The sequence below is a fragment of the Coleofasciculus sp. genome (assembly GCF_046565525.1).
Classification (GTDB): domain Bacteria; phylum Cyanobacteriota; class Cyanobacteriia; order Cyanobacteriales; family Coleofasciculaceae; genus Coleofasciculus.
Window position 1 is genome coordinate 1 of the sequence record NZ_JBKHUP010000212.1, and the last position, 4,792, is coordinate 4,792.

A 4,792-nucleotide genomic window follows, 5' to 3' on the forward strand; every position below is an offset into this window, starting at 1 on the left:
CGCCGTCGTCACACTTCCCTGAGTGGCGGTTAAATCCACCACGCCTTCGGTTACTTCTATATCCGCCGTCGTAATATCACCTTGGCTAGCCCTTAGGTTTACGTCACCTTGAGTGGCTGTGAGTGTTCCTTTAGTCGTATCAATAGAACCGGTTTGGCTATTGAATGTGATATCTTCCTGTGTGGCGGTAACACTGGCGGTGTTGATGTTCTTATTCGCCTGAATGTTCACTGTTGGCGCTTCTACATTCGCCGTCGTCACACTTCCCTGGTTGGCGGTTAAATCCACCACGCCTTCGGTTACTTCTATATCCGCCGTCGTAATATCACCTTGGCTAGCGGTGAGGTTCACGTTACCCTGAGTCGCTGTGAGTGTCCCGTTACTGGTATCAATAGAACCGGTTTTGCTATTGAGTGTGATATCTTCCTGTGTGGCGGTAACACTGGCGGTTCTGATGTTCTCCGTTGCCTCTAGGTTAACTATTTCTGACTCAAGGTTAGCATTGCTAAAGTCTATACTATCCGCCAAGATACTAATGCCTTTTGGAGCATCTTCTGGAAGGGTTTCTGGTGCAACAGTGGTAATTGTAAACGGTAAACTGACGCCATCGTCTAAAACTGCTTTCACCTCTCCAGCACTTCCAATTGTCAGTGAACCCAAGTCTGTTGTCGTAAATCCGCCACCAAAGTCTTGAGCGCCGACAGTACCACCAAACGTAACTGTTCCAGAGCCAGTTCTTATGTTCAAGTCAAACGGTGACGTAGAGGATTGATTATTTTCCTTGGAGCTAGATACGGTAGCACCAAATATCACATCACCTCCCCTTGCTCCTGGTGATGCCTCAGAAATTGTATCGAATGTGGTATCCGTAACCAGAATTACATCACCTGTAAATTCAATTGGACCCCCTCTGGTTTTAATAGTACCCGCGACTCGGCTCTGTTGGGCATTAACGAATAAACTGTTAAAAATAGTTGTCGAAGTGCCGACAATATCCGCGTTGATTGTGGTATCGTCACCAATCCGCAATTGCTTTAATGGAACATCCTGACCGATTTCCCCTTCAAAAGAAACATTACCTGTACCTGGTGCAACCGTGAGACTTTGCTCCTCAGCCGTTCTCCCGTCAACATCACCCGTGAAGGTAATGTCACCGCCTTCCGCACCCGTTTTTACCTCCACCAAATCAGAATGTAGATGTACATTTTGACCGATAACAATATCATGTCCTTCTGTTGTGATTTCGACTTGCGGCTTATCTTGGTTTCCTAGATAGACATCTGCACCATTAATTGTGATGGAAGCATTATCTGTTCCTGTCAGATTGCCATTCACATTAATTCTGCCGCCTGCTGCGGGTGATTGAATCGTCACCGGATCTTGGAAACTGACACCTCCAGCATCGATGACAATTGTGCCATTGCCCATCTCTCCATTGTCCGTCCCTCGTCCAATCTTGATCTGGCTAAAGCCATTGGCTATAGCGGCTAAATCTGTATCGCTGATATCTAAAGTGCCTTGTCCATTAGGGGGTGAGCCAATATCAATAGAAACACTATCGGTACTTGGCTTTAGGGAAATGGTTCCCTGATTCGGGGTACTGACTGAGTTAGCTCCACCTTTGAAGTCAATTTCATCAGCGGTTAGGTTAATATTTTCGGTTACTGTGACACGATTATTAAAGGTCAAAGATTCCCCGTTATTAACCGTTAAATTCCTTAAAGATGTACTATTGCCTACAGCGCCCGCAAAAACCACCGTGCTATTATTATCGGCTTCGACCGTTAAATCTTGGCTGTTTGGTGTTGTCCCATCTACAGGACTGTTAAAATTAATCGCACCCCCCTTATTGGTAAGGGTAATCGTGTTACCTAGAGTGACTGGGCTGTTGAGGTTGATAGTATTGTTAGGCGCATCAGATGTGGTGATGTTGCCATTGAGCGTAATCCCGCTACTTCCCCGAATTGTCAGGTTATTAATTTCATTGCCATTGCCGATCGCGCCTACCGTAACCCTACCTGTACCTGCATCCAGGGTTAGATCGGCTGGGTTAGTTCCCTGAATCGTACCGGTGTTAAACGCGATCGCACCACCATTAGACCTAAATGTCGTGGTATTGTCTAGATTAAAGGCTGTACCTGCGGTGTAATTTTGATTCTGGGCATTATACGTTGTCCCTGTAAAATTAATGGCTTCTGTAGCATCGAGTGTCGCTGCGCCGCTAACACCTTGACTTATCACCCCACCCCCAATACTAGATAGAGTAATCTCCCTTGCTTTTAAGGTTAAGTTGCTTAGTCCTGTGGTGCTACCAATTGCTTGACCTACATTTATAGAACCACTTCCAGCATTCAAGGTCAGGTTGCGATCGCCATTAATCGATTGATTAATACTGATAATGCCATCATTATTGACATTATCAGTATCAATAGTCGCGTTTGCCCCTAAAGTCACGGCTCCGTTTAGGGTAACGTTGTTGTCAACGATATCTGACGTTTGTATCTTACCGTTTAGAGTAATTCCGTTATCGCCTGTTAAATTAACAGCTCCGGCATTAATTACTCCATTGGTCGAGATAGTTGCTCCTGCAACTTCTAGGATTCCAGAAACCGAAGTGGAATTTAAGTTAAGATTATTGATGTCCTTGAGAGTGACATTATTGCCTTGAGAAACGGCTACACTATTAAAGTTGTTATTGGTGTTATTCAGAGTAATTGCTTTGTTTGTTCCTGCTGCCAGGGTCGCTGTACCATTAACGGTCAAGGTATCATTTGATGTATTTTGACGAATTTCACCGCCGTTGCTCGTCACATTTAGATTGCCTGAAATAGAGGCAGTTCCCAGAACCGTATCTTCCTTGCTGGTTAGGTTCAAATGTCGAGAAATGGTGGAATCTCTGAGGAGAATATTATCGGTGTCATTCAACGTTACATCTCTTGCCTTTGTGATGACGACTTCATTAAAGTTGTTATTAGTGTTATTCAGAGTAATTGCTTGGTTTGTTCCTGCTGCCAGGGTCGCTGTACCATTAACGGTCAACGTATCATTTGGTGTATTTTGACTAATTTCACCGCCGTTGCTCGTCATATTTAGATTGCCCGAAATAGAGGCAGTTCCCAGAACCGTATCTTCCTTGCTGGTTAGGTTCAAATTTCGAGAAATGGTGGAATCTCTGAGGAGAATATTGTCGGTGTCATTCAACGTTACATCTCTGGCACTGGTGATAATCACTTCATTGAAGTTATTGTTAGCATCATTCAGGGTAATATCATTGCTAATTCCTGTCTTCAATGTCGCTACACCACTGACAGTTATACCACCACTGGTTTGGGTAATATTACCTGTAGTAGCCGTAACATTTAGGTTCTTCGGTAGGTTGAGGATACCCGTGAATGTGGGATTGCCACCTTGTACTGTCAGGTTAAACGTTTCACCACTCAGGTTAACATCATTAATCGAAATGTCTCCTGTAAAACTATCACTGCCAATTGTGACTGTACCATTCGATTGCAAGTTGCTTAAATCTGTAGCATTCAGGTTAAAAGTACCCGTCGCACTATCACCAATACCAATCGTTGAGGTAGGGCTAGTTGGTTCAAAGGTGGCATTTGCCGCTGTCACTGTACCATTGATATTCACATCGGTGGCAGTCACTCCTAAATTACCAGTAATACTAGAAGCGCCTAACTCAATCGCATTGATATCGTTTAAGGTAACATTTCTGCCACTTGTGACCGCTACGGTGCTGAAGTTATTGCCATTGTTTAGGGTAATATCGTTACCATTGGCATTTAATGTTGTGACACCAGCTACACTCAAGTTCCCAATCCCGGTAATCGCGCCATTGGCACTCACTCCTAAATTACCAGTAATACTAGAAGCGCCTAAATCAATGGCATTGGTATCGTTTAAGGTAACATTTCTGCCACTTGTGACCGCTACGGCGCTGAAGTTATTGCCATTGTTTAGGGTAATATCGTTGCCATTGGCATTTAATGTTGTGACACCAGCTACACTCAAATTGCCACTATCGGTAATCGCACCCCCGGCAGTAACATCTAAAGTGCCAGTAATAGTAGAAGCGCCTAAATCAATGGCATTGGTATCGTTAAGGGTAACATTTCTGCTATTGGTTACCGCTACGGTGCTGAAGTTATTGGCATTGTTTAGGGTAATATCGTTGCCATTGGCATTTAATGTTGTCGTGCCATTGGCTACACTCAAGGTGTCATTATCGGTAATCGCACCCCCGGCAGTAACATCTAAAGTGCCAGTAATAGTAGAAGCGCCTAAATTAATAGCATTGCTGTCGTTTAAGGTAACATTTGCGCCACTGGTGACGGCTACGGTGCTGAAGTTATTGGCATTATCTAAGATGATATTGCTATTGGCATTTAATGTAGTGCCACCCGTAACACTCAAAGCGCCACTATCTGTAATCTCACCTACAGCAGTCACACCTAATGTGCCAGTAATACTAGAAGCGCCTAAATCAATAGTATCGCTGTCGTTAAGGGTAACATTTGCGCCACTGGTGACGGCTACTGTGCTGAAGTTATTGGCATTATCTAAGGTGATATTGCCATTGGCATTTAAGGTTGTGCCACCCGTAACACTCAAAGCGCCACTATCGGTAATCGCACCCACAGCAGTAACACCTAATGTGCCAGTAATACTAGAAGCACCTAAATCAATAGTATTGCTGTCGTTTAGGATAACATTTGCGCCACTGGTGACGGCTACTGTGCTGAAGTTATTGGCATTATCTAAGGTGATATTGCCATTGGCATTT

General features: G+C 44.2%; 1 protein-coding gene. It reads right to left on the minus strand.

All coding sequences use genetic code 11. The features are described 5' to 3' along the window. Window positions 1-4,792: beta strand repeat-containing protein (locus ACLGGO_RS35025; RefSeq protein ID WP_446422774.1), on the minus strand; the 4,792-nt coding region annotated here is incomplete at both ends.